At 69.0% G+C, this 23280-nt stretch carries 22 protein-coding genes; 7 read left to right on the top strand and 15 right to left on the bottom strand.

The window, feature by feature from the left end; translation table 11 throughout:
* Positions 1-680 precede the first annotated feature (680 nt).
* Positions 681-1727 carry a M23 family metallopeptidase gene (locus tag IEY36_RS29250; protein ID WP_188973673.1) on the top strand — a complete coding sequence of 349 codons (1047 nt, stop codon included), beginning with the start codon at positions 681-683 and terminating at the stop codon, positions 1725-1727.
* A gap of 49 nt (positions 1728-1776) precedes the next feature.
* Here IEY36_RS29250 and clpB read toward each other — a convergent pair whose 3' ends face one another.
* The gene (gene clpB / locus IEY36_RS29245; protein WP_188973671.1) at positions 1777-4362 is read right to left on the bottom strand and encodes an ATP-dependent chaperone ClpB; all 2586 of its coding nucleotides are present in this window, start codon (positions 4360-4362) and stop codon (positions 1777-1779) included.
* Between the two features lie 110 nt (positions 4363-4472).
* On the opposite strand from clpB, the gene IEY36_RS29240 reads away from it, so the two are divergent.
* Entirely contained in the window at positions 4473-5237 is a 765-nt protein-coding gene (locus IEY36_RS29240) for an MOSC domain-containing protein (protein WP_188973669.1), read from the top strand.
* Positions 5238-5435: 198 nt separating this feature from the next.
* On the opposite strand, the gene IEY36_RS31500 is transcribed toward IEY36_RS29240, so the two are convergent.
* The 9 genes from IEY36_RS31500 to IEY36_RS29195 all read right to left on the bottom strand — a co-directional run bounded on the left by IEY36_RS31500 (position 5436) and on the right by IEY36_RS29195 (position 14318).
* On the bottom strand, positions 5436-6167 hold the full coding sequence (locus tag IEY36_RS31500) for a DUF4167 domain-containing protein (RefSeq protein WP_229681687.1): 732 nt from the start codon (positions 6165-6167) through the stop codon (positions 5436-5438).
* Positions 6142-7011 carry a peptide chain release factor N(5)-glutamine methyltransferase gene (gene prmC / locus IEY36_RS29230; RefSeq protein ID WP_188973667.1) on the bottom strand — a complete coding sequence of 290 codons (870 nt, stop codon included), beginning with the start codon at positions 7009-7011 and terminating at the stop codon, positions 6142-6144. Before prmC ends, IEY36_RS31500 begins: the two co-directional genes overlap by 26 nt.
* Positions 7008-8063, bottom strand: a complete 1056-nt coding sequence (gene prfA / locus IEY36_RS29225; protein WP_188973665.1) for a peptide chain release factor 1 — start codon at positions 8061-8063, stop codon at positions 7008-7010. Before prfA ends, prmC begins: the two co-directional genes overlap by 4 nt.
* Positions 8060-9298 carry a histidine--tRNA ligase gene (gene hisS / locus IEY36_RS29220; RefSeq protein ID WP_188973663.1) on the bottom strand — a complete coding sequence of 413 codons (1239 nt, stop codon included), beginning with the start codon at positions 9296-9298 and terminating at the stop codon, positions 8060-8062. The genes prfA and hisS overlap by 4 nt, the downstream gene beginning before the upstream one ends.
* A gap of 25 nt (positions 9299-9323) precedes the next feature.
* Entirely contained in the window at positions 9324-9614 is a 291-nt protein-coding gene (locus IEY36_RS29215) for a hypothetical protein (protein WP_188973661.1), read from the bottom strand.
* 128 nt (positions 9615-9742) lie between these two features.
* Positions 9743-10891, bottom strand: coding sequence for a flavodoxin-dependent (E)-4-hydroxy-3-methylbut-2-enyl-diphosphate synthase (gene ispG / locus IEY36_RS29210; RefSeq protein WP_188973677.1), 1149 nt, complete (start codon positions 10889-10891; stop codon positions 9743-9745).
* 198 nt (positions 10892-11089) lie between these two features.
* Positions 11090-11974, bottom strand: a complete 885-nt coding sequence (locus tag IEY36_RS29205; RefSeq protein WP_188973659.1) for a helix-turn-helix domain-containing protein — start codon at positions 11972-11974, stop codon at positions 11090-11092.
* A gap of 77 nt (positions 11975-12051) precedes the next feature.
* Positions 12052-13098, bottom strand: a complete 1047-nt coding sequence (locus IEY36_RS29200; protein ID WP_188973657.1) for an NAD(P)H-dependent flavin oxidoreductase — start codon at positions 13096-13098, stop codon at positions 12052-12054.
* Positions 13095-14318, bottom strand: coding sequence for an aspartate kinase (locus tag IEY36_RS29195; protein WP_188973655.1), 1224 nt, complete (start codon positions 14316-14318; stop codon positions 13095-13097). The genes IEY36_RS29200 and IEY36_RS29195 overlap by 4 nt, the downstream gene beginning before the upstream one ends.
* Positions 14319-14459: 141 nt before the next feature.
* Here IEY36_RS29195 and ubiG point away from each other — a divergent pair, with 141 nt between their 5' ends.
* On the top strand, positions 14460-15194 hold the full coding sequence (ubiG, locus tag IEY36_RS29190) for a bifunctional 2-polyprenyl-6-hydroxyphenol methylase/3-demethylubiquinol 3-O-methyltransferase UbiG (RefSeq protein ID WP_188973653.1): 735 nt from the start codon (positions 14460-14462) through the stop codon (positions 15192-15194).
* On the opposite strand, the gene IEY36_RS29185 is transcribed toward ubiG, so the two are convergent.
* From IEY36_RS29185 to IEY36_RS29165, 5 genes are all read right to left on the bottom strand, one after another.
* Entirely contained in the window at positions 15175-15891 is a 717-nt protein-coding gene (locus tag IEY36_RS29185) for a hypothetical protein (protein ID WP_188973651.1), read from the bottom strand. The genes ubiG and IEY36_RS29185 overlap by 20 nt on opposite strands.
* Positions 15892-15911: 20 nt before the next feature.
* Positions 15912-16409: a DUF1178 family protein gene (locus tag IEY36_RS29180; RefSeq protein WP_188973649.1), complete on the bottom strand. Its 498-nt coding sequence runs from the start codon at positions 16407-16409 to the stop codon at positions 15912-15914.
* Positions 16410-16495: 86 nt separating this feature from the next.
* Positions 16496-16753 (bottom strand): glutaredoxin 3, encoded by a 258-nt coding sequence (gene grxC / locus IEY36_RS29175; protein ID WP_188973646.1) that lies wholly within the window; start codon positions 16751-16753, stop codon positions 16496-16498.
* Positions 16754-16784: 31 nt separating this feature from the next.
* Positions 16785-17576 carry a ComF family protein gene (locus tag IEY36_RS29170; RefSeq protein WP_229681685.1) on the bottom strand — a complete coding sequence of 264 codons (792 nt, stop codon included), beginning with the start codon at positions 17574-17576 and terminating at the stop codon, positions 16785-16787.
* 1 nt (position 17577) lies between these two features.
* The gene (locus IEY36_RS29165) at positions 17578-19167 is read right to left on the bottom strand and encodes a rhodanese-like domain-containing protein (RefSeq protein WP_188973642.1); all 1590 of its coding nucleotides are present in this window, start codon (positions 19165-19167) and stop codon (positions 17578-17580) included.
* 124 nt (positions 19168-19291) lie between these two features.
* Here IEY36_RS29165 and IEY36_RS29160 point away from each other — a divergent pair, with 124 nt between their 5' ends.
* The 4 genes from IEY36_RS29160 to IEY36_RS29145 all read left to right on the top strand — a co-directional run bounded on the left by IEY36_RS29160 (position 19292) and on the right by IEY36_RS29145 (position 22945).
* Positions 19292-20179 (top strand): methyltransferase domain-containing protein, encoded by an 888-nt coding sequence (locus tag IEY36_RS29160; protein WP_188973675.1) that lies wholly within the window; start codon positions 19292-19294, stop codon positions 20177-20179.
* A 75-nt stretch (positions 20180-20254) separates the two neighbouring features.
* Entirely contained in the window at positions 20255-21061 is an 807-nt protein-coding gene (map, locus tag IEY36_RS29155; RefSeq protein WP_188973640.1) for a type I methionyl aminopeptidase, read from the top strand.
* 117 nt (positions 21062-21178) lie between these two features.
* Positions 21179-21928 (top strand): RadC family protein, encoded by a 750-nt coding sequence (radC, locus tag IEY36_RS29150; RefSeq protein WP_188973639.1) that lies wholly within the window; start codon positions 21179-21181, stop codon positions 21926-21928.
* Positions 21929-22042: 114 nt separating this feature from the next.
* Positions 22043-22945, top strand: a complete 903-nt coding sequence (locus tag IEY36_RS29145) for a S1C family serine protease (protein ID WP_229681684.1) — start codon at positions 22043-22045, stop codon at positions 22943-22945.
* The last annotated feature ends 335 nt before the right edge of the window (positions 22946-23280 follow it).

Here is a 23280-nt window from a genome sequence, read left to right as displayed (position 1 = left end):
TTCCAAAACCGATTTTCTTGTCAAAGAACAAAACCAACCCGACCCGAGATAACCTCAGGGAGGTCACCATCAAACCGTTTCAGTTAACCCACCTTTCTCAGCGGGGCGAAGAACTTACCGGGTCATCCCCGCCTCGTCAACACCCTACATCGTCGGCGTGGGGGGTTTCTACTCACCTCCCTCGGGTATGTCAAACGGGTTTCACCGTCTTTCGTGCAATGCGTTCGACGCATGGCTTGCCCCCTTGATCTCCGAAGAAACTTCAAGGCCGGGGATTAACGGCTTGTCACGCAGGCCGAATCCATGGCCCAACGCCTCCAGAACCCGCAGCCAAGGAGGTCACCCCCAAGATGCGGCTCCGCCCGGCCATCGCCATGTCCGCGCTTTTTGCGCTTTATCCAGCCGCTTCCTACGGCCCCTCAGCGAATTTCACGACGCAGCCCCCGGCCTCCGAAGCGTCGGCGGCGCCCATCCCCTTTGCCGCCTCGTCCCAAACCTCGCCAGCCGGCACTCCTATGTCGATCGCCAGCTTGCCGCCGGTCCCCGAAGTCGAGGCGGCAATCGCCGGGGCTTTGCCGGCGGACGCGCCAGATCCTTCCGAAGCTGACGCCTCATCTCAGGAGAGGGTCCTTGTCGTCACACGCGGCGATACCCTTGCCGGTCTCCTTGATGACGCCGGTGTGGACAGGGCCGAGGCCCACGCCGCCATCGCCAGCCTGGCCCGCCACTTCCAGCCAAGCTCCCTTCGCCCGGGCGACGAGATCGCCATCCGCCTCTCGACCGGTGACACGCCAACCCTGGCCGAGCTCGAACTGGAGCCCGAGCCGGGTCGCACCATCCGTGCCATTCGCCAGCCCGACGGCAGCTGGGAGGACAAACAGGAGGTCGCTGCCCGCACGCGCTTCCTGGTACGCGCGTCGGGTACCGTCGATGGAGGCCTGTTTCCGGCCATGACGCGCGCCGGCCTGCCGGCCGGCATGGCGCTCTCCCTGATCCGGATTCTCGGGCACCAGGTCGATTTCCAACGTGACCTGAAGCCGGGCGACCGCTTCGCCATCCTGTTCGACCGCTTCCGCGACGATGACGGGGACCTGCTCGGCCACGGTCAGATCATCAAGGCGACGCTGACGCTCTCCGGGCGGACGCTCGAAATATGGCGCCACAGGGACCGCGACGGCAGCACCGAATGGTACGACCAGCAAGGCCGCAGCCTGCGTCGCTCATTCCTGCGCACCCCCTTGGACGGCGCGCGGATCTCCTCCGGCTTCGGCCTGCGCAGCCATCCTGTCCTCGGCTTCAACCGGATGCATCAAGGGATCGACTTCGCCGCCCCCTCGGGCACGCCAATCTACGCCGCGGCCGATGGCACCATCGTCTCGGCGAAGCGCGAAGGCGGCTACGGGCTCATGGTCCGCATCCGCCACAACAGCGGCGTCGAGACACGCTATGCGCACATGTCCCGCTTCGCCCGCAACATCGCTCCCGGGCGCCATGTCCGGCAGGGCACCGTGGTCGGCGCCGTCGGCTCGACCGGCCTCTCGACCGGCCCGCATCTCCACTATGAAGTGGCGATGAATGGTCGGCCGGTGAATCCGGCCAGCCATGTGCAGCAGGCCATCCGCCTTGCCGGCGCCGAGCTCAACGCCTTCCGTGCTCGCCAACGGACCCTGACGCGCCTGGTGGCCGGCTTCGGCACGCGCGACGAAGTCGCCCTGGCGAGCGACTGACACCGGATAGGGCCGGCGGTCATACCCGCCGGCCCGCCCCGTAGCGGCATTACGCCGCGGCGGCCAGTTCGTTCCGCAGTTCGATGCCGTCCGGCGACGCGGTCACATGCACCACGTCCCCGTCCTTGATGCTGCCTTCCAGCAGCAGCCCGGCCAGCCGGTCCTGCAGGTTCCGCTGAATGACGCGCTTGAGCGGCCGCGCGCCATAGATCGGGTCGTAGCCCGCTTCCGCCAGCCATTCCCGCGCCTTGTCATCCAGCTCCAGCCGAACCTTGCGGTCCTCCAGCAGCTTCAGCAGCCGCTGCAACTGGATATCGACGATCGAGGCCATATCCCCGCGTGCCAGCCGCCGGAACAGCACCACCTCATCCAGCCGGTTGAGGAATTCCGGCCGGAAGCGCTCGCGCACTGCCCGCATCACTGCCGGCCGCGCCGCGTCGATCTCGGCATTCTCCGGCAACTCCGCGATCGCCTGGCTGCCAAGGTTGGAGGTCAGCACGATGATCGTGTTGCGGAAATCGACCGTCCGCCCCTGCCCGTCCGTCAGCCGCCCGTCGTCGAGCACCTGCAGCAGGACGTTGAAGACATCGTCATGTGCCTTCTCGACCTCGTCGAACAGAATAACCTGATAGGGCCGGCGCCGTACCGCCTCGGTCAGCGTGCCGCCTTCCTCATAGCCGACATAGCCAGGCGGCGCCCCGATCAGCCGGGAGACGGCGTGCTTCTCCATGAACTCGCTCATGTCGATACGCGTCATCGCCCGCTCGTCGTCGAACAGGAACTGCGCCAACGCCTTCACCAGCTCGGTCTTGCCCACACCCGTCGGGCCGAGGAAGAGGAACGACCCGATCGGCCTGTTGGGGTCCTGCAACCCCGCCCTGGCCCGCCGCACGGCCTTGGAGACGGCTTCCAGCGCCTCCTCCTGCCCCACGACGCGATGGCGGAGCGCATCCTCCATCCGCAGCAGCTTGGCCCGCTCACCTTCGAGCATCTTCTCGACCGGCACGCCGGTCCAGCGCGAGACGATCGCGGCGATGCCTTCCTCGGTCACCGCCTCGTTCACCAGCCGCGCATCGCTGTCGCCGGTTTCGGCCAGCTTCTTCTCGATCTGCGGAATGACGGCGTAGAGCAGCTCCGACGCCCGAGCGAGGTCACCGCCACGCTGCGCCAACTCCACATCGGTGCGCGCCTTGTCCAGCTGCTCCTTGAGCTTCTGGCTCTCGACGACCTTGCCCTTCTCCGCCTCCCAACGCTGCGTCATCTCGTTCGACCGCTCTTCCAGGTCGGCGAGTTCCTTCTCCAGCTTCGCCAACCGGTCGCGCGATGCCGGGTCGGGTTCCTTCTTCAGCGCTTCCCGCTCGATCTTCAGCCGCATCAGATCCCGGTCGATCGCGTCGAGCTCCTCCGGCTTGGAATCCACCTGCATGCGCAAGCGCGAGGACGCCTCATCCACCAGGTCGATCGCCTTGTCCGGCAAGAAACGGTCGGTGATGTAGCGGTTCGACAGAGTCGCCGCCGCCACCAGCGCGCCGTCCGTGATGCGGACGCCGTGATGCAGCTCGTACTTCTCCTTGATACCGCGCAGGATCGAGATGGTGTCCTCGACGCTCGGCTCGCCGACAAACACCGGCTGGAACCGCCGCGCCAGCGCCGCGTCCTTCTCGACATGCTTGCGGTATTCGTCGAGCGTCGTCGCCCCGATACAGTGCAACTCGCCGCGTGCCAGCGCCGGCTTCAGCAGGTTCGACGCATCCATCGCGCCATCCGCCTTGCCCGCGCCGACCAGCGTGTGCATTTCGTCGATGAACAGGATGATCTCGCCCGCGGCCTCCGTCACCTCGGCGAGCACCGCCTTGAGCCGTTCCTCGAACTCGCCGCGATACTTGGCGCCAGCGATCAGCGCACCGAGGTCCAGCGCCATGACACGCTTGGTCTTCAGCGCCTCCGGCACGTCGCCCTTCACGATGCGCAGCGCCAAGCCCTCGACGATCGCGGTCTTGCCGACGCCCGGCTCGCCGATCAGCACCGGGTTGTTCTTGGTCCGCCGTGCCAGCACCTGGATCGAGCGACGGATTTCCTCATCGCGCCCGATGACCGGGTCGAGCTTGCCCTCCCGCGCCACCTCCGTGATGTCACGCGCATACTTCTTCAGCGCGTCGAAGCTCTCCTCGGCATTCTGGCTGGTGACCGTGCGGCCCTTGCGCAGATCGGCGACCGCCTTCTCGAGCTGCTGGGGATTCGCCCCGGCATCACGGAAGGCGCGCCCCGTGTCGCCCTCGCTGGCAGCGAGCGCCACCAACAGCCGGTCCTGTGCGACGAACTGGTCGCCGGCCTTGGCCGCCTGCTGTTGGGCCGCATCCAGCACGCGCACGATGTCCGGGGTGAAATTGGGCTGCCCCGCCCCGCCGCCCGAAACCTTGGGCAGCTTCGCCAGCGCCGCCTCCAGCGCAAGCTTCGCACGCGCCGGGTCGCCCCCGGCGGCGCGGATCAGCCCGCTGGCAGCCCCTTCGGCATCATCCAACAACGCCTTGGCCAGATGGGCCGGCGTGACCTGCTGATGATACTCGCGGATGGCGATGGTCTGGGCGGCCTGCAGAAAGCCTTTCGCCCGATCGGTAAACTTCTCGATGTCCATTCTTGTCCCTCTCCAGAGCGGACGGCGTCTCCCGCCCCCGGATGGGCAGCAGGCACGCCTAGATGCATCACCATGTGGTATTCGTCCTTGATCTGCTTCAAGGGGCCGCCATGCGTATCGAGACCATCTACCGCTACCCCGTGAAGGGCCTGACGGCCGAGGCCATGGAGGAAGTGCTCCTCACCCCCGGCGAGACCCTGCCGGAGGATCGCCGCTTCGCCCTGGCCCAGGGCGATTCGCCCTTCGACCCGGCGGCACCGGCCTGGCTGCCCAAGCGTAACTTCGCCTGCCTGATGGCCAATGCCCGGCTCGCCCTGGTGCACTCGGCCTTCGACGCCCGCAGCGGCAACCTGCTGCTGCGCCTGCCGGACCAGCCGCCCCTGCTCGCCAGCACCCGCAGCGAGGAAGGCCGCGCCGCCATCGCAGCCGCCCTGACCGCCCACCTGGGTGAAGACGCCCGCGGCACGCCGCGCTTCCTCGAAGCGCCGGGCCATTCCTTCTCCGACGTCGCGAAGAAGGTCGTCTCCATCATCGGACTGTCGAGCCTCCACGCGCTCGAACAGGCAGCCGGCGCCACGCTCGACCCGCTACGCTTCCGCGCCAATGTCTATGTCTCGGGCGGCAGCCCCTGGGCGGAATTCGACTGGATCGGCCAGGAGATCCAGCTTGGCCAAACCAGGCTGCGCGTCATCAAGCGCATCGTCCGTTGCCCGGCGACCGAGGTGAACCCGGCAACCGGCGAACGCGACGCGATGCCGCCGCGCTGGCTGCGCGACCATTTCGGTCATGTCGATCTGGGGGTCTATGCCGAAGTGATCGAAGGAGGCCGCATCGCCGTCGGCGACGCGCTGGAAGCGCTGGCACCGACCGACTGAGCCCCGTCGCGCCAGGATTCGTTCCTGTGCGCGACCGGCCTGCCGATCCGCGTCTGGCGCACGGCCGCCCCGCCAACCCCATGCAGGGTCGCCGCGGCTGCCGCCGGTCGGCGCGCCAGGCCCACCTGGCAGGCGCGGCGTTTGCAGAGCGCGGCGCCATGGCGGCGCCGAAGGGGCAGCGACCCTCCGGCGCAGGGTTCAGGCCGGTTCGCGCGCCTCGCTCGCAGTCTCGTCGGCGTCAGGCATGTCCGACCCGTTCTGGCCATTCATTTCCATGGCTTCGCCCTGCGGCTCGCCCTCGCCCTCGCCCTGGAACCGGCGCTGCTGCGTCTGCTGATGCTGCGCCGCGGCCTGATTCATGGCGTTGAGGATGCGGAAATAATGCTCCGCATGCTGGAAATAGGATTCCGCCATCACCCGGTCGCCGCCGCTGGTCGCGTCGCGGCCGAGTTGCAGGTATTTCTCGAACAGCTGCTGCGACGTACCGCGCAGACGCATGTCCGGGCCGCTGGAATCGAAAACGTGGTTGCGGTTCATCGGCTGGCGATCGCCACCACCACCACCCCCGCCGCCACCGCCACCCCCGCCATGACGGAACTGCCCGCCACCGCCACCCCCACCGTGGCGGTTGCCGCCGCGGCCGCGCATGCGCTTGATGTTCATCGTATCGTGTTTCGCTGTCCTGCATCCGCTCCGCCCCTGCGCATCGCAGCCCAGACGGGGCGAGCCATGCGTATCGGCGGTCGGCATTGTTGCATCCAGGCGGTCCCGACCATGGCGCGGGCAAGCCCGCAGTCTGCCTGGTCCGGTACGGATGCGGCACTTCGCCGGATCCAGACCGCTGCCCTGACCATAGCGGTGAGCCGCCGCGTCGCCAAACTGTTTTCTGGACATTCCATCGATATCAACGCGCCCGGACCACCAGGGCACGGTCAATGCCGCCTAAATCCCGCCGCGCCGCCACTGGCGCCAGCCCGGCCGCATCGGCCAGGGCCTCCACTGCGGCTCGCTGGCCCTGCCCGATCTCGAGCACCGCCCGCCCCCCCGGCGCCAGGAGTCCCGGCAGGACCCCCATCAGGTGGCGATAGGCATCGAGCCCATCCACCCCGCCATCGAGGGCCAAGGTCGGTTCGAATCGCGCCACCTCCAGCATCAGCAGCGGCACCGCCGCCGTCTCTATATAAGGTGGATTGGACAGAACGAGATCGAATCGGCCGGCAATCGCCGCCGCCCAATCCCCGCACAGGAAGGCGGCACGCCCCGCCAGCCCATTGGCTGCGGCATTGCGGGCGGCGAGCATCGCCGCATCCGGGGCAAGGTCGACCCCGACACCCCATGCCTCGGGACATTCGGCGAGCACCGCCAGAAGCAGCGCCCCCGTGCCGGTGCCGAGGTCGAGCACGCGGCCGATCCGCCCCGGCACCTCGAAGGCCGCCAGCGCCGCCTCGACAATCGCCTCCGTATCCGCGCGCGGGATCAACGTTGCCGGGCTCGTCTCCAGCATCAGGGTCCAGAAGCCGGCCCGGCCGAGCAGATGCGCCATGGGTTCATGCGTGGCGCGCCGGCGCAACAGCTCGCCGAAGGCCGCTGCAGCGAGGGCCGGCACCGGCGCGCGCGGGTCGCGCAGCAGGTCCTCCTCCCGGCAGGCCATGGCATGGGACAACATGATGCGGGCTTCCTGGCGCGGCGCCTCGATGCCGGCGGCGCGCAGAACCTGGCCCGCCTGGCAAAGGAAGGCGCCGACCGACCCGCCCGGATCGGCGCAGCCGCTCATCCGGCGTCGGCCGCGAGGCGCGCCGCTTGGTCTTCGGCGGTCAAGGCGTCGAAAATCTCGTCGAATTCGCCGAGCATGACCCGGTCGATCTTGTGCAGCGTCAGCCCGATGCGGTGGTCGGTCACCCGCCCCTGCGGGAAATTGTAGGTGCGGATGCGCTCGGAGCGGTCCCCGGTGCCAACCTGCCCCTTGCGGTCCGCCGCCCGCGTCGCCGCCAGCGCGGCGCGCTGCTGCTCGAAGATCCGCGCACGCAGCACCTTCATCGCCTTGGCGCGGTTCTTGTGCTGGGACTTCTCCTCCTGCATCGCCACCACCAGGCCCGTCGGCAGATGGGTGATGCGCACGGCGGAATCGGTCTTGTTCACATGCTGCCCGCCGGCACCCGAGGCACGGTAGGTGTCGATGCGCAGATCGCCGTCATTGATCTGCACATCCACCTCCTCGGCTTCCGGCAGCACGGCAACGGTGACGGTCGAGGTATGGATGCGCCCTTGCGTCTCCGTTGCCGGCACGCGCTGGACCCGATGCACGCCGCTTTCGAATTTCAGTCGGGCAAAGACCCCCCGCCCGGCGATCTCGGCGGTCGCGCCCCTGATGCCGCCGAGGTCGCTCTCATCGTAGTCGAGCAGCTCGAACCGCCAGCCACGGCCTTCGGCATAACGCTGATAGGCGCGGAACAGTTCGGCGGCGAAGAGTCCCGCCTCGTCGCCGCCCGCCGCCGGCCGCACTTCGAGAATGGCGCTGCGCTCATCGGCCGAGTCACGCGGCAGCAGCAGGATGCGGATCTCGCGTTCCAGCGCCGGGACCCGCTCCTTCTGCTCCAGCCATTCGGCCTCGGCGAGGTCCTTCATCTCGGGGTCGGCCATCAACGCCCGCGCATCGTCGCGCGCCCGCTCGGCTGTGCGCAACTCGCCGACCTTCGCCACCAGCGGTTCGAGCTCCGAAAGCTCCTTGGACAGCGCGCCGATATCCGCCCCCGGCGCGGTCGAGAGGACGTGGCGCAACTCCTCCGCGCGGGTGAGCAGCCGATCAAGGCGCGAGGAGAAGCTCATCCGAGCCGCCCCGGCACCTCCGCAAGCGGCACCTTCTCCTGCGTGCCGGCATCGAGGTCGCGCAACTGCGCGACGCCGGCGACGATTTCCTCATCGCCCAGAATCACCGCGGCGCGAGCACCGATGCGGTTGGCCCGCTCCATCCGGCGCTTGAGATTGCCGCGATAGGCGATCTCGGCGACCACCCCGGCCCGGCGCAACGCCTGCAGCAGGTCGAGCGCGGCGCCTTCCGCCGCATCGCCCACCGGGATCACGGCAACCGGGCGCGGCGCCGCCGGCGCTACCGGCAGCAGCATGGAAAGCCGTTCGATCCCCGCCGCCCAGCCGACCGACGGCGTGGCCGGCCCGCCCATTTCCTCGACCAGCCCGTTGTATCGCCCGCCCGCCATCACCGTGCCCTGCGCGCCAAGCCGGTCGGTGACGAATTCGAAGGCGGTATGGCTGTAGTAGTCGAGGCCGCGAACGATGCGCGGATTCTCCCGATAGGGGACGCCGAAACGGTCCAGATGCCGGCGCACGGCCGCATAGAAGCCGGCCGCCGCTTCGGTCAGGTGCCCGCCGATCACCGGCGCACCGGCGACGATGACGCGGTCCCCCTCATCCTTGCTGTCGAGGATGCGCATCGGATTCTTCTCGAGCCTGACCTGGCTGTCGTGGCTCAACGCGTCCCGATGGGCCGAAAAATAGGCGACCAGCGCGGCACGATAGGCCGCGCGGCTCTCCGCATCGCCCAGCGTGTTGATTTCCAGCACCGTGCCGTCGTCGATGCCGAGTTCCTGCTGGATATGCCAGCCGCAGGCGATCACCTCGGCATCCGCCAGCGCCTCGGCCGCCCCCAGCACCTCGATGCCGATCTGGTGGAACTGGCGGTAGCGCCCCTTCTGCGGCCGCTCGTAGCGAAACATCGGCCCGGCATAGAACACCTTGCGCGGCAGGTTGGTCTGGGTGAGCCCGTTGGAGACCATCGCGCGGCACACCCCGGCCGTCATCTCCGGCCGCAGCGTCACGGATTCCCCGCCGCGATCCTCGAAGGAATACATCTCCTTCATCACGACATCGCTGCTGTCGCCCAGGCCGCGGGAAAAGACGCGGGTATCCTCGAAGATGGGCGTCGCCCATTCCTCGAAGCCATACAGCGCGCTGACGCGGCGCGCCGCATCCGTGACCGCCTGGTGGCGGCGGAAATCCTCGCCGATGAGGTCGCGTGTCCCGCGGACGGGCTGAAGGGCTGTCATGCCAGTGGTTCCGGTGTCCGAAGGTCTAGTAGCGGCGGCGCGGCGGCTGTTGCTGGGCCGCCGCGCGGCTTGGGCGGAGCAATTCTTCCCGCGCCGTATTGGCCACGCGCGTGGCCATGGCAAGCGCGCGCCGATAAGTCTCGATATCGCCATCGTCGAAGCACGCGATGGATTCGGCCACATCAAGCATACCGCGCAGCCGCCCCGCCCACTGGTCCAACCAGCCGAGCGTGACGATACCCTGCACGCGGGAATCCTGATCGATGCCCGGCGAAAGCACGCTGGCGTGCTGACGGATGACCAGCGTTGCTTCCATCGCCCGGTTGTTCAATTCCGAACAGGGTACCGACCCTCCGGTGACCGTCGCATCCGCCGACGCATCAACCTGCGCATGCGCCGCTGGCGCGACGGCCAGCAGGGCCGGCAGAAGGATGGCCGGAAGCCTCATTCCGCCGCCTGGGCCTTCGCGTCATCGGCTGCCGCGGCGGCCCGCTTCTCGGCGGCCAGCACCTCCGCCTTGGCGGTCACCAGGGCGACGATGTGGTCCACCATCTCATCGCTGCGGATGGTGTGGTCGGTCTTGCCGGCCGCATAGACCATATGGGTGCCCGCCCCACCGCCGGTCAGGCCGATATCGGTCATCAGCGCCTCGCCCGGCCCATTCACCACGCAGCCGATGATCGACAGGCTGATGGGCTGGTCGATATGGGCAAGGCGCTCCTCCAGCTTCTCGACCGTGCGGATGACGTCGAACCCCTGCCGGGCACAGGAGGGGCAGGAGATGATCTTCACCCCGCGATGGCGCAGATGCAGCGACTTCAGCATCTCCCAGCCGACCGAGACCTCCTCCTCCGGTTCCGCCGAGAGCGAGACGCGCAGCGTGTCGCCAATGCCGGCCCAAAGCAGGGAACCGAGCCCGATCGCGCTCTTCACCGTGCCCGCGCGTTTGCCGCCCGCTTCGGTAATGCCGATGTGCAGCGGGTGGTCACAAACCTCCGCCAATTGCTGGTATGCCGCGACGGCGAGGAAGACGTCCGACGCCTTCACGCTGATCTTGAATTCGTCGAAGCCTTCCTGGAGCAGGTGATCGGCGTGCCACAGCGCGCTTTCGACCAGCGCCTCCGGATTGGGCTCGCCATACTTCTCCAGCAGATGCTTCTCCAGGCTGCCGGCATTGACCCCGATGCGGATCGAGCAACCATGATCCCGCGCGGCCCTGACGACCTCCTTCACGCGATCCTTCGACCCGATATTGCCCGGATTGATGCGCAGACAGGCCGCCCCCGCCTGCGCCGCCTCGATCGCACGCCGGTAATGGAAATGGATGTCGGCGACGATCGGAACATTCACCTCGCGCACGATCTCGGCCAGCGCGGCGGTGCTTTCCTCGGTCGGGCAGGAGACGCGGACGATGTCGACGCCGGCAAGCTCGGACCGGCGGATCTGTTCGATCGTCGCCTTGGCGTCCTCGGTCGGCGTGTTGGTCATGGTCTGGACGGTGATCGGCGCATCGCCGCCGACGCGAACCTTGCCGACGCCGATCTGCCGGGATTTGCGGCGCATGATCTGCTGGTAGGGGCGATAGGACATGATGGCGAACGGGTCCCTCAGCTCGGCGGCACCGCCAATATGACGATGCGCATGGCGCTTCGAAAGGCGGCTGGCGCGGATTCCGGTCGCGCCAGCTCACGGCAACTACTCCGGCTGCTGGTTCTCGCGGGCATCATCACCCGATCAGCTGGTTCCACCTGATCGTGATCTGCGCCAACCGTCGCGGCCGCCAAAACAACGTCACCGACGCGGTGCGGCCGGCTGCCCCGGTGCCAGTGTCGTGGCCGCCACGCGCAGCTTGTCGACCTCCAGCGCAACACCGCGACGCACGCCGGTCGCGCCGGTCAATGTGGTCGTCGCTGTCTCGCCGTCCAGCACGAGTTCAAGGTTCTCGGCCTTGCCGGTGGTCAGCACCAGCCCGTCACGATTGGGCACGGCCCAGCTTTCACCGTTGCGCAGCACACGGTCCAATAGGACCCGGTTCTCCTTGGTATCCCGCACCTGTATCCAGGATTCACCCCGGGCGCGGATGACGATACGCGGCTCATTCGGATCGACCGGCGCGGCCGGCGCCGCAACGACGGCAGGTACGCTCCCCGGCGCCGGCGCAACCGGTGTCACCTGCGGCGCCGCGCCGTCGCGCAGGCGGCCGCCTTCCTGGGCGGCCTCTTCCAGGCGCGGCGGCAGCGGCGGCACGCTGTCGACCACCCGGTTGCCGGCCCCGGTCCAATTGTACCAAGCCACATAGGCGCCGATCGCGATCACCACGCCGACCGCGACCAAGGCGCCGGCCGGCATCCCGCGGGAGGGAACGGGCTCAGGGAAGACCAACTCGCCCGACTTCACCGTCGCCCCGCCGGTCACATCACGGAAGCGGCGCACCGCGTCGTCAGGGTCGAGGCCGAGGGCCGCCGCATAGGACCGCACGAAGCCCACGGCATAGGCGGCACCCGGCAGGTCCTTCACGCGCCCTTCCTCGAGCGCATGAATATAGCGGCGATTGATGCGCAGATGCTCGGCCATGTCCTCGACGCTGGCGCCGAGGGTGAGCCGCGCCTCGCGCAGTTCCTCACCGACGCGGGCGGCCTCAGCGGCAGTGATATCGGGGCGTTGGGTGCGCTTCATGAGGGTCCAGGATCGACGGGCGGCTTCTAACCCGCGCGGGCCTCCCCGCAAAGGCCCGTCCCGTCCGTGAGAGGCGGTCAGGCCGCGTTGCGGCGACGCGCGGCGATCGCCATGGCGGCCTGGTCGACGAGTTCCTTGATGATCTCTGCGGCAGGTTGTTCCTTCGTGACCATCCCGACCGACTGCCCCGCCATCAGCGAGCCGTTCTCAACATCGCCATCGATCACCGCGCGGCGCAGCGCACCGGCCCAGTAGTGCTCGATGTCGAGCTGGGCGACGTCCTTCTCCACCTCGCCGGCGCGGAAGCGGCGGATGGTCTCGGCCTGGAACTCCAGGAAGCGCTTGGTCCCGGCATTCTGCAGGGCGCGGACCGGAATGACCTGAAAGGCGTCATCCAACTGCACCGTCGGCATCGCATCGCGGGCATTGCCGCGAATGAAGGCCTGCTTGAAGGCCGGATGCGCGATGCATTCGGTGGCGCAGACGAAGCGCGTGCCCAATTGCGCGCCCGCCGCGCCCATCTCCAGATAGGACAGGATCGCCTCGCCCCGCCCGATGCCGCCGGCGACGAAGACCGGCACGTCGGTCATGTGCGGCAGGATCTCCTGCGCCAGTACATTGAGCGAAACGGGACCGATATGACCGCCCGCCTCGGACCCCTCGATCACCAGCGCATCGGCACCGCTGCGCACCAGCCGCTTGGCCAGCACCAGCGCCGGAGCGAAGCAGACGACCTTCGCCCCGCCTTCCTTGGCCTTCTTGATCGCAGACCCCGGCGGAATGCCGCCGGCGAAGACGATGTGCCCGACATGCGCCGCAAGGCAGACATCTACCAGCTGGTCGAGCCGCGGATGCATGGTGATGAGGTTCACGCCAAAGGGCTTGCTGGTCAGCGCTTGGGTGCCGGCGATCTCCTCGGCCAGCCGCGGCGGTTCCATCGCACCACAGGCGATCACGCCGAATGCCCCGGCATTGGACAGCGCGGCCACCAGATGCCGCTCGCTGACCCAGGACATCGCCCCGCCCATCAACGCATAGCGGCTGCCGAAGAAGGCAGCGCCCCGCGCCATCAGCCCATCCAGCTCGGCATAGGCCCAATCGGGCGCCGGGGCGTTATCGGTCATGCCGGTGCATCCAGCCCGTAGGCGGTGTGCAGCGCGCGCACCGCGAGTTCGGTGTAGTCGGCGGCGACCAGCACGCTGACCTTGATCTCGGACGTGGAGATCACCTGGATGTTGATCCCCTTCTCGGCGAGCGCCCCGAACATGGTGTTCGCGACACCCGCATGGCTGCGCATGCCGATGCCGACGACGCTGATCTTCGCCACATCCGGGTCGGCGATCAGCGCCTCGAAGCCAAGCTCGGCCTGCGCCTTGCCCAGCACGTCCTGCGCGCGGGCGAGGTCCGCCTTGCCCACCGTGAAGGTCATGTCGGTGGTGCTGTCGGCGCCGATGTTCTGGACGATCATGTCCACATTCACATTGGCGCGCGCCATGGCGCCGAACACGGCCGCCGCCACCCCGGGCCGGTCCGGCACGCGACGCAGCGTCACCTTGGCATCGTCGCGGGAATACGCGATGCCGGAAACCACGGGCTGTTCCACGATCTCGTCCTCATCCACCACGAGCGAGCCAGGCTTGTCCTCGAAGCTCGAGACCACCTGCACCCGCACGCCGAGTTTCATCGCCAGTTCGACCGACCTGGTCTGCAGCACCTTGGCACCGACCGAGGCGAGTTCGAGCATTTCCTCGAAGGAGATGCGGTCGAGCTTGCGCGCGCGCGGCACGATGCGCGGGTCGGTCGTGTAGATGCCATCCACATCGGTATAGATGTCGCAGCGATCCGCCTTGACCGCCGCCGCGACGGCCACCGCCGAAAGGTCCGACCCGCCACGACCAAGCGTGGTGATCCGGTGGCGGGTGTTCTCGATGCCCTGGAAGCCGGCGATCACCGGCACCTGGCCGGCCTCCATGCGCTCGATCAGCGACGCCCCGTCGATCTTCTCGACCCGCGCCTTGCCATGCGCCTGGTCGGTGATGATCGGCACCTGCCAGCCCTGCCACGACCGCGCATCGACGCCGATCGCCTGCAGCGCGATGGCGGTCAGGCCGGTCGTGACCTGCTCGCCGGTCGCGACGACCGTGTCGTATTCGCGCGCATCATGCAGCGGCGAGAGGTCCTGGCACCATTTGACCAGCTGATTGGTCACCCCCGACATGGCGGAGACGACGACGGCGACCTGATGGCCGGCATCGACCTCCCGCTTCACGCGGTTGGCGACGTTGCGGATGCGATCGAGATCGGCGACGGAGGTGCCGCCGAACTTCATGACTATACGGGCCATCGGCGGCGGTCTGGTTCCTGGGGCCGGGCGGGAAAGGCCGGCGCCGGCGGTTGCGCCGAGCGACGGGGCGGGACAGATACCCATGGGGCGGGCCAGGCGCAACCCGCGCCGTCAACGGGCCCCGGCCCTGGAAGGGACATCATGTCGCAGGCCGGCACCATGCTGGGGGCGGAAATCGCCAAATTCGACGCCCTGGCGGCCCGCTGGTGGGACCCGGATGGGCCGATGAGGCCGCTGCACCGGATGAACCCGCTGCGCACCGGCTGGATCGCCGAACGCCTCGCCCGCCACCATGGCCGGGACCCGGCCGCTGCCGATGCGCTGGCCGGGCTGACCTTGTTGGATGTGGGCTGCGGCGCCGGCCTAGCCTCGGAAGCCCTGGCCCGCCGAGGGGCCGCCGTCACCGGTCTCGATGCCGCCGGGGAAGCGCTGCAGGCCGCCCGCACCCATGCCGACGCCGCCGGCCTGGCGATCGACTACCGCGAGGGCCTGCCCGAGGACCTGCCGGCAAACACCACCTTCGACGCCGTCATCGCGCTCGAGGTGATCGAACACGTCGCCGACCGGGAGGCCTTCCTCGCCGCGCTGGCGCGGGCGACAAGGCCGGGCGGGCTGGTTTTTCTCTCGACGCTGAACCGGACGCCGCGTTCTTTCCTGATGGCCAAGCTTGGAGCCGAATACCTGCTGCGCATGCTCCCCATCGGTACGCACGATTGGAAGATGTTCGTCACGCCCTCGGAACTGGGCGCCGGGCTGCGCGGCGCGGGCCTGGCGGTCGCCGACATCGCAGGCATGACCATGGACAAGCTGACCGGCCGCTGGCGGGCGACGCGCGATGTCGGGGTCAACTACATCGTCATGGCGCGGCAGCCGTAACCCGCCGGTAGCCCATAGCGTCCAGATAGGGTGCGAAGACCGCATCGAGGCTCGCGCGCTGCGCCGGGCTCAGCTCGGCCATATGCCGCTCCGGGACCGCCTTGTTGCGGTGGGTGAAGGCGATGTGGCGGGCATAGACCCGCACCGGCCAGGCCGGGCCGCGCAGGCCAAGATGCGCCTTGATGGAGGTGATCGCCTCATCCATCCGAAAGGCGCAGACCTCGTAGCGCAGCTCGAGCAGCCCGGGCAGATCCCGCCAGCCGTCGAGCTCCCGCAGATACGACCCGACACGCGCGGCCGCGTCCTCCAGTGTCACGAATTCCGCAAAGGCGTCTTCGCCCTGCGCCCGCGCCGCCCGGCCGGCATCGCACAGTGACAGGCAGATGTCGCGCGGATCGCGGTGATTGATGATCGCCGCCGCCTGGCCCCGCGCCGCCAGGTCACGATAGGCGGCCACCCATTCCGGGCCCGGGGTATCATGCGTCTTAACGATCAGGATGCGGTCGCCGGCCCGTTCCGCCACCCGCCGCAACAGCGTCGGATCCAGCCGCTGCTGGAAATTCACCTTGTGGCCCGGCGTGCGCAATGGCAGCGGCAGAAGCCGTTGTGGATGACCGCCGACCACAGCCGCGGCGCGGGCGATCTGGAAGGCCAGCGTGCTGCCCGATTTTGGCACACCATAGCTGAATACGAGCACGAGGCCCCCGGATCGGCTCGTCAGCCGTCCGCCCGAGGCACCCACGGGATGCGGCCGACCTCGATTCCCTCCTCCTGGAGGGCCTCAGCCTCGGCGTCGGTCGCCTCGCCGAAGATGCCGCGACGTTCCGAGTCACCGCGCTGCATGCGGCGTGCCTCGTCGGCGAAATCACTGCCGACGTAGTCGCAGTTCTTCTCCACCTCGGCGCGCAGCTTCTGCAGCATGGCGCGCAATTGCGCCGGCATCGGCCCGGCTGCGACCGGCGCCGTCTCCGCCGGCGGGCTCGCGGCGGCGACCGGCTCGACGGGTGCTGCGGGGACAACGGCGTTGCGCGCCGGGCGGCCCTTCTTCGGAATGGCCGGCGCCATCAGCGCGCGGGCGACACTTGTCCCGCCGCAAACCGGGCAATCGACGAGTCCCGCCTTCAACAGCGTCTCAAAGGCCGCGCTGTCCTTGTACCAGCCGTCGAAGGCATGCTCCTCGGCCGTGCTCGTGCAACGCAGCTGGTAGTGGATCATCGCTCCGTCATCCCTAAGAGGTCGCCCGTCGCGCCCTCACTTCATCGTCATGTGGCACTGCGATGACGACAGTGCCAGACCCGGTGCTACGCGGCCAGCAGCGCGTCGAGCTTGCCCGCACGCTCCAGCGCCACCAGCTCATCCGAGCCGCCAATTGGCTGCCCGTCGATGAAGATCTGCGGCACGGTGGTCCGCCCGCCGGACCGGCTGGTCGCCGCCGCCCGCGCGGCGGAACCGTTCGGAGCATCGATTTCCTCATAGGGAATGCCCTTGCGGTCGAGCAGCGCCTTGGCGCGTGCGCAGTAGCCGCAGAAGTCCTGGGTATAGATTTCGATCTTGGCCATGGCCGCAGAATTGGCGCGACGCGCCCGCAGATCAAGACACCCCGAGCCTTGGATCCGCCACCCGTGCCACGGCGAGCACATCGACCGCCGCCGCACCGCCCGCCAGCAAGGCGACCGCGCAGGCATTCACCGTGGATCCGGACGTCATCACATCATCGACCAGCAGCACCTGCCGCCCAGCCAGCCGCGCCCGGCCGCGGCGGGAGACGGTAAAGGCGCCAGAGACGGCGATCGCCCGCTCCATCGCCCGCTTGTCGCCCAAATGCGGGGTGGCGCGGCTGCGGCACAGCATGTCCGGCACCACCGGCCGCCCGGCGATCGCACCAAGCGCCTGGGCCAGCATCGCCGCCTGGTCGTAGCGTCGCGCCACCAGGCGCCGCCAATGGGACGGGACCGGGACAATCAGCTCCGCGCGCGCCAGCAACTCGGCGCCGGCACGCGCCATCTGTCGCGCGAGCGGCCGCGCGAGATCGGTCCGGTCGCCATATTTGAACGGCAGGATCAGCCGCTTCGCGCCCGGCCCGTAGCGAAACGCCGCACGCGCCGTGCGGAATAGCGGGCTGCCGGCATCGCAGCCGGCGCAAATCGGCCCGCCATCCGCCGAGCGCGCCGGCGCCTGGCCGTCATGGGTGAAGGGTACGCCACAGCGTTCGCAAAACGGGGCGGTGACGGGCGAAAGCGCCATGAAGCAGGTGGCGCACAGCGTCCCTTGCTCGGCGACTTCCGCCTCGCAGGCGAGGCAGCGGGGCGGCAGCAGCGCATCGAGCAACCGCGCCGTCACCTGGCGCGCCCCCGATGTCAGCCGCTGCAGCCCGGCAGCCACGTCAGACCCAGGCGCCGAAGGGCGCGTCGCCGTCCTTCTTGACCTCATGCACCAGATCGATCTCCCAGGAGAGATAGGCGTGCATGGCTTCCTCGATACCCTCGTTGCGGTCGTAGGGCCGCAGGTAGAAATCCACGCAATCGGCATCTTCGGGGTCGCGGCGATCGGCCGCCATCGGGAAGCCGGCCGCCGCCCAGGCCTTGGTGCCGCCGGCGAGGATCTTCACGGGCGCCTTGGCGAATCCCTGCAATTCAGCCGCCGCCAGACGCGCCTGCGCCTCCTCCGGCGCCGCCACGACAATCTGGCGATCCCCGGTCAGCCGGTCGGACAGCCTCGCCAGCCGCGTGCGGATGCCCCACAGCGCGCCAGGCACATGGCCGTCGCGGAAGTCGATGGAGCGCGCGAGGTCCACCACCTGCGCCGCCCCTTCCCCCGCCAGCACGGCGAGTTCGGCCGGGGTGACATGCGGGATTCGGAGTGCCTCGGCCTCGGGGCAATGCGGCGCCCAGCTGCCCTCCTCGATCCGCCCTTGCAGCCCATCGGTCAGCACGCAGACATCCCAGCCGCCGAGCTGGCGCAGCCAGCCGCCGGTCATCCGCGCGCGCACGCCGGTGTCATCCACCAGCACGATGCGCGCCCCGCGCACCGCCACCCATTGGTCCGTCGCTTGCACCAATTGTCCGCCGGGCGCCGAGCGGCTGCCGACCAGATGCCCGGCGTTGAATTCCGCCGGATCGCGGACATCGAGCAGATAGGTCGTCCGGCCGGGCTCACCCTGCATCCGCTCGAACTCGGCGCGGGTGATGAAACGGACGCCATTCTTGCGAGCGAACCGATCGGCCCGGTCGAGAGCCGTCTCGACGCCAACGGGCGTCCGGTCCGGGTAACGGTCGGAACGGCCGCGGTCACAGGTGAAGCCGGCCAATTCCCAACCCATCGTGCCGTTGCGCAGCGCCACCACCTTGTTGGGCACGCCGGCGCTGCGCAGCGATTCCGCGCCCAGGATCGACCGCGTCCGCCCGGCACAGTTCACCACGATCGTCGTCTCGGGCCGGGTGACGAATTCGCCGATGCGATAAACCAGCTCGCCGCCCGGCACATTCACCGCTGTCGGGATGGTCATGCGGCGGAACTCGTCGATGGGCCGGCTGTCCAGCACCACCATGTCGGTGCCGGCATCCATCATCGCCTTCAGCTCACCCGGATCGACCGAGGGCGTCTCATAGTGATGCTCAATCCATTCGCCGAAGGCCTTGGACGGCACGTTGACGCCGGAAAAAGCGGTGTAGCCTGCGGTGATCCAGCCCGGCGTGCCGCCCGCCAGCACGCCCACATCAGTGCAGCCGATGCCCTCGAGGTAGGCAGCGAGTTGCGCCGCGTACCCTTCCCCGCCATCAACGCAGACAACACGCGTGGCGAGGCGGGGCAGCAGCGCCCGGGCGCGAAACTCCTTCTTCGACAGCGGGCAGGGAATTGCCCAGAACAGGTGCGAACGCCCGAATTCCCCCTCCTCCCGCGCATCGAGGATGGCGAGTTCCCGCCCATCCGCGATCCAACCCTTGAGCGTGGCGGCATCGATCTGCTTTGGCATGCGCTTCCTGTCCCTGCCCGCGCCGTGGCGCGTCCTCGCGATGTGCCGGACGCTACGGCGGATCGGCCTGGGCGGGAACCTCCCCGGCTTGCGGCAGCTCGCGGCCGGGCGCATCTGTCCGCCCATGGCCGACCCGACCGCAATCTTCGACCGCACCCTGGTGCGGCGCCGACGTGACCGCGCGGCGGCCACCCAACACCGCGTCGCCCCCATCCTGACCGAGGCCGCCGAGCGCCTGCTCGACCGTCTGGACGACACCACGCGACGCTTCTCCCGCGCGCTTGAGATCGGCGGCCGTGGCATGATCGCGCCGCGCCTGGCCGCACGCGGGGTCGGGCAGGTCATCTCGGCCGACCTCTCCCCTGCCCTGGTCCGTGGCGCCGGCGGCTTGCCGGTCGCGATGGACGAGGAATGGCTGCCCTTCGCGGAAGGCTCCTTCGACCTGGTGGTCGCCTTCCTCTCGCTGCACTGGGTCAATGACCTGCCCGGCGCGCTGGTGCAGATCCGCCGCGCCATGGCGCCGGACGGTCTGTTCCTCGCCATGCTGCCCGGCCTGCCCACCCTGCAGGAACTGCGCGCCGCCACCGCCGAGGCCGAGGCCGAACTGCGCGGCGGCCTGTCCCCGCGCGTCTCCCCCTTCCCGGAACTGCGCGACGGCGCGGGCCTGCTGCAACGCGCCGGCTTCGCCATGCCGGTCGCCGATGCCGAGGACATCGCCCTCGCCTATCGCGACCCCTTCGCCCTGCTCGCCGACCTGCGCGCGGCCGGCGAGACCAACGCCGTACTGGCACGCGACCGGCGCACCCCGCCGCGGGCGCTGTTCCCCCTCGCCGCCGCCCGCCTGCCGAGCGTCGCCCAAGGCGTCCCGGCGACGCTGCGCCTGATGGTGCTGACCGGCTGGTCCCCCGCCGAGGGCCAACCGAAGGCGGCACGGCCCGGCAGCGCCACGGCCCGCCTCGCCGACGCCTTCGGAACGGTCGAGCGCGGGACAGGCGAGAAAGCCGGAAGGTGATCCCTCGCGCTTGCAACCGGGAGGTCGCGAGCGCATCTTCGAGTCTCAATTCACTCAAGACTTACGGACAGTTTGATGGAGCAGCAGGCCGGCGAACCACGTCGCATCATCATCCATCGCCCCGAGGATTTCGAGGGCATGCGCAAGGCCGGCCGCCTCGCCGCCGAAACGCTCGACATGATCGCGGCTCATATCCGCCCTGGCATCACGACCGGCGCGATCGACCAGCTCTGCCATGACTTCATGGTCGATCATGGCGCGGTCCCGGCGACGCTCGGCTATCGCGGCTACACCAAGTCCTCCTGCACCTCGGTCAACCATGTGGTCTGCCACGGCATCCCCGGCGATCGCGTGCTGGCCGATGGCGACATCATCAACATCGACGTCACCGTCATCCTCGATGGCTGGTTCGGCGACACAAGCCGCATGTATGTGGCCGGCACGCCTTCGACCAAGGCGCGGCTGCTGATGGACGTCACCTATGAAGCGCTGATGCGCGGCATCGCGGCCGTCAAGCCGGGCGCGACGCTCGGCGATGTCGGCCACGCCATCCAGACCTACGTCGAAGCGCAACGCTTCTCCGTCGTGCGCGACTTCTGCGGCCACGGCATCGGCCGCCACTTCCACGCCCCGCCGAACGTGCTGCATTTCGGCCGCCCCGGCGAAGGCCCGAAACTGCGCCCCGGCATGTTCTTCACCATCGAACCCATGGTGAATGCCGGCCGGCCCGAGGTGAAAATCCTCGATGACGGCTGGACCGCGGTGACGCGCGACCGCTCGCTCTCCGCCCAATACGAACACATGATCGGCGTGACCGAGACCGGAGTGGAGATCTTCACCCTCTCGCCGGCCGGGCTGCACAAGACGCATCAGACCGGGTGACCGCCCGGGGCAGCGGGGCACGCAAACGCTGCTCTTTGCGTTGATATTCAAAAAAATACATCTACCTTGGGTTGCGCAGCCCCCGGCCCCTCCGGCAGGCACCATTGCGGACCAGGCATGTCGCGAACCAAGCACTTCGCCGAAGCCGGCCCCGGCTTCCTGATCGGCATCGACGCCCCGGTCAGCGAGCCCGAGCCGCCCGGCCATCTCGGCCATCGCGCCCGCATGCGGGCCAAGTTGCTGCAGGCCGGACCGGATGCCCTGCTCGACCATGAATTGCTCGAGATGGTGCTGTTCCTCGCCCTGCCGCGGCGCGACACCAAGCCGGTCGCCCGCGCCCTGCTCGCCCGCTTCGGTTCCTTCGCCAATGCCCTCGCGGCGCCGCTCACCGACCTGCGTGAGGTCGAGGGCCTCGGCGAGGCCGGCGCGGCGGCTCTGCGCACCGTCCAGGGCGCCGCGCTCCGCCTCGCCCGCGCCGAGATCATCGACCGCCCGGTACTCGACAATTGGGACCGGCTGATCGGCTACCTGACCGCCGTGCTCTCACGCGAGAAGGTGGAACAGTTCCGCGTGCTGTTCCTCGACACCCGCAACCGCCTGATCGCCGACGAGGCCCAGACGCGCGGCACGGTGAACCACACGCCGGTCTATCCCCGCGAGGTCGTCCGCCGCGCGCTGGAACTGCAGGCGACGGCGCTGATCCTCGTTCACAACCACCCCTCCGGGGACCCCACGCCGTCGCGCGCCGACTGTGCGATGACGCAGGAGGTGAAAGCGGCCGCCGCCGTCCTCGGCATCGTGCTGCATGACCACCTGGTGGTGGGCAATGGCCGCCACCTGTCCTTCCGGCGCGAAGGACTGATCTGAAAGACTTCGCGCGGCGCGACCTCGGTCACACACGGACGATTGACCGGCAGGGCCGCGACCCTGCACGCTTCGTCCATGCGCTCACCCTTGCCATTCGTCGCTCTTGCCCTGGCCATGGCCGCGCTTCCGGCCGTCGCCCAGAAGCCGAGCGGGTCGCTTGGCAACCTGCCGCCGGCGGCCCAGCCACCCCCGCCGCCTCGCGCCGCCCCACAACTGGCACTGCCGCGCGACAAGCCGCCACCGCTCGGCCGCCAACAGGCCAGCCCGCCGCCAACCGGACGCGCCCCTGGCCCGATGGCCGCCCTGCCGCGCGATAAACCGCCACCGCTCGGCGCCGCGATGCCGCGCGTGCCCGGCGGCCCCGCCCCGGACCGGCAGCCGCCGCGTGACGTCTCCTCCGGCACCGGCTTCGTCGTCGCGCCGCGTCAGATCATGACGAACCATCATGTCGCCGAGGGCTGCACGGCAATGATCGCGCGCACCTCCTCCGGCGCGCAGATCCCGGCCACCGTCATCGCCGTCGATGCTCAGCGCGATCTCGCCTTGCTGCGGACCGAGGCGGATGCCGGGCCGGTCCTGCCCTTCCGCCGCACCGCCGCGGTCCGGCGCGGCGAGAATGTCGTGACCTACGGCTTCCCGCTGGCAGGGCTGCTGTCCTCCGGGCCGACGCTGACGACAGGCGATGTCTCGGCCCTGGCCGGGCTTGGCGACAATCCGCGCCAGATCCAGATCAGCGCGCCGGTCCAGCAGGGCAATTCAGGCGGCCCCCTGCTCGACCTGCACGGCCATGTGGTGGGCGTGATCGTTTCGAAGCTCAATGCGCAGCGTATCGCGCAGGCGACCGGCGACATCCCGCAGAATGTGAATTTCGCGGTGAAGCACACCGAAGCGGTGGACTTCATGCGCGAGCACGGCGTCCAGCCGCAGTTGGAAGACCCTACCGGCCCGCTGCGCACCGCGGCCGAAATCGGCGAAGTCGCCAATGCCTCGACCGTCTTCCTGCGCTGCCTGCGCTGAACCGGGCCGCACGCCCAACGGCGCTAAGTGATGGCCGGAGAGGGAAGGTTGGAGGGCGCCCCGCCCTTCCAAAGTACCATGCGCTTTGGGATGCCGCCCTTTGGCACCGGGCGCATAACGCATGCTGTGGCCGCGGCGCGCGCTTCGTGCGCAAGGGCGGGTTTCGCCACTCCTGCAGACCGCTGCGCACAGCGCAAAGTTGAGGTTTCCAAAGGCCCTAAGAGACCGTTTGACGATGCGCCAGGGGGCGCATTTTGAGGTCCGGCACCCGGCCCGCACCCCCACCCGGCCACCCATTCCAGGATACTGACGTGGGTGGCCGGGTGGGGGTGCGG

This window comes from Neoroseomonas lacus, assembly GCF_014644535.1.
In the GTDB taxonomy this organism is placed as follows: Bacteria; Pseudomonadota; Alphaproteobacteria; order Acetobacterales; family Acetobacteraceae; genus Neoroseomonas; species Neoroseomonas lacus.
This window is presented reverse-complemented; position numbering and strand designations above follow the sequence as displayed.